Annotated in this window: 2 protein-coding genes; one reads left to right on the plus strand and one right to left on the minus strand. The window is 65.1% G+C overall.

Annotation, left to right across the window (positions count from 1 at the left end; translation table 11 throughout):
- The coding region (locus OXH60_06440) for a transposase (GenBank protein ID MDE0711756.1) at nucleotides 1-1,028 on the minus strand (1,028 nt) is incomplete at its 3' end.
- A 540-nt stretch (nucleotides 1,029-1,568) separates the two neighbouring features.
- On the opposite strand from OXH60_06440, the gene OXH60_06445 reads away from it, so the two are divergent.
- On the plus strand, nucleotides 1,569-2,055 hold a 487-nt coding region (locus OXH60_06445; GenBank protein ID MDE0711757.1), incomplete at its 3' end, for a tryptophan 7-halogenase.

A 2,055-nucleotide genomic window follows, 5' to 3' on the forward strand; every position in this document is an offset into this window, starting at 1 on the left:
TCCTCCCGCTTGCGGGCCCGCTCCTCCCGCAGCCTCGGGTTCAGGCAGACCATCAGCCGCTCGCCGGGGAAGTCCGGGCCCGTGACCTCCGCCACCGCGTCGGGAACCAGCGCCTCGGGCGCCAGCGGGGCCGGGGCGCCCGGGCCGGAAGAACGCAGCAGCTTGCGGATGTCGCCTGTCTTCAGGGCCGAGATCCAGTCGAGCCCCGCGGGCTCGAGGTCCTCCCGGATCCGCGCCGTGGTGAGCATCCCCCTGTCGCCCACCAGCGCCACGCGGCCGATGCCGAAGCGTGAGCGGACCTTGTCCACCTGGCTTGCCACCGTGGACGGGTCCCCGGCGTTGCCGGCGAAGACCTCCACGGCGACCGGGCAGCCGTCCGCCGCGCAGAGCAGGCCGCAGGTGACCTGCATCTTGCCCCTCTTGCCGTCGCGGTTGTGGCCGAAGGCCGCCAGCGGGCATTTCCTGCCCTCCAGATAGCTGGAACTGACGTCGTACAGGATCAGCGTGTTCCCGCCCTCCAGGTGCCGGTTCGCGAGGCTCCGCTCGATCCAGGGCTGGCGCGCCAGCAGCCAGTCGAGCATGTCGAGCATGTCGTTGCCGGTGACGGGCCCGAGCCCGAGCACGGCCCCCAGGCTCGTCGACGCGGTCTCCGGATCGAGCGCCCTGGCGGTGGCGAGCTTGGAGGCGGGGTCGACGACGCGCGCGACGACCGCGGCCACGGCGAGATCCCGCATGCGGCCCGGAACCCGGTGCAGGATGCGCACCATGCCGAGGGAGCGGAGCGTTCCCAGCACCGCGGCGACATGTCCGTGAGGGAGGGAGCGGCGGATCGTGAAGACGTCCTCGGGACGGGCGATGGCGACGCCGCCCTCGAACAGGCCCCTGATGCCGTCGACGATGTGGGGCGGCAGCTGGGTGAGGTTGGCGAGGGTCTTCTTCCTGAGGCGTCCGTCCTCGCGCCAGGCCTTGCGGATGAGGATCGTGGGCCGGCTCTTGCGGTTCGGGATGGTCTCGAGATGGAACGACATGGAACGTCCACATGTTGTGTTGCGAGCCAATCTTGGCACAACTTGGCACGTCCTGTCAACTTACATGTAACATGAATCCCGTATTGTCCTTCACATGGCTCCGGAAAGCCGGTGCAGGAGCAAGGGCTTGCGCACGTTCGATCCCGTTTTGTTCTCCCTGAAGGTCCGTCTAGCCGAGGAACCTGTCCCGGGCATCTGATTGAAGCACACGATTCGCGCAGGTCACGCCCGCGTGTGTTCTGGAACACGCGATTGCCGGAGACGACCTCGTCGAAGGCATGGTCCTGCTGCCCGATCAGACGACACCGGGTTCAGAAAATAGGATGACCGAAATGGCCGGATCCAGGACATTCTCTGGGTCGTGACCGAGCAACGCTTCGAGACATCTCGACAATTTCCTGAACCGGCACTATCTGACCGGACTCGACGGTGCCAGCGCCCGCTTCCGCAATTTGTGGTAGTCTCTCGCGAGCGCATGCACTTTGCGCATCGATCTTTCTGGCAAGGGCCGTCGACGGTCATCGGCGAAGGGCGGAGAGGATGATACAGCCGGGCAGCAAGTTCCTGAGAAGGATAGCGGTCATCGGACGAGGAACTGCCGGGTCGCTGGCGGCAGCCAGCGTCACGCGCCTCCACCCCGGCAGCGAGCTTGAACTGCACCACATTTACGATTCGCGCATTCCGGTCATCGGCGTGGGTGAAGGCAGCTGGCCGAGCCTGGTCGAGGAATTGCAGCAGTTGACGAACTTGTCACATCAGGTCGTGCAGCAGCGCCTGAAAGGAACGCGCAAGTATGGCGTCGCGTTCGAGGGATGGGGTTGGCGTGACGAAGACTTCACACACTACTTCACGCCGCAGCAGGTATCGTACGGCTACCATCTGTCCGCAGACCTGATGGCCGAATTGCTTCACGAGAGCACATGCGCCCGTCACATTGATGCGAAAGTGCGCAAGATCAGAAGAGTGGACGGCGGCGCCCAAGTGGAGTTTGAAGATCGCTCACCCGAACTCTACGATCTGGTCTTTG

This window comes from Rhodospirillales bacterium (assembly GCA_028824295.1).
GTDB lineage: Bacteria > Pseudomonadota > Alphaproteobacteria > TMED109 > TMED109 > VXPW01.